General features: G+C 61.3%; 1 protein-coding gene. It reads right to left on the reverse strand.

Going from position 1 to position 256, the window contains the following annotated elements:
- Positions 1 to 244 (reverse strand): hypothetical protein (locus SB751_RS32740; protein WP_410749346.1); only part of this gene is annotated, 244 nt, incomplete at its 3' end.
- Positions 245 to 256 lie beyond the last annotated feature (12 nt).

Raw genomic sequence — 256 nt, forward strand, 5'->3', positions numbered from 1 at the left:
GGAAGTTCGCCGGAACGCTCCACGGGTGGCTCGCCCCGCGCAAGTCGAGCGATTCGAGGCGTGTCACCGTGACAGGGTGAGGGCTGAGGTTGCTGACAGTGATCGTGTTGTAGCCGTGATCGCCCGGCCCGACGCTTACGCGGATGCGACTCTTTCCCCGCCGCCGAGCCTCTACGGTGTTGTAGATGCTGAGGATGACACCGATGAAGGCGGCAGCTGTTGTGATGCTCTTACTCCAGTCCATTGGCAATTCTTG

Origin of the sequence: Cupriavidus sp. SIMBA_020, assembly GCF_046535395.1 — a bacterium.
In the GTDB taxonomy this organism is placed as follows: Bacteria; Pseudomonadota; Gammaproteobacteria; order Burkholderiales; family Burkholderiaceae; genus Cupriavidus; species Cupriavidus campinensis.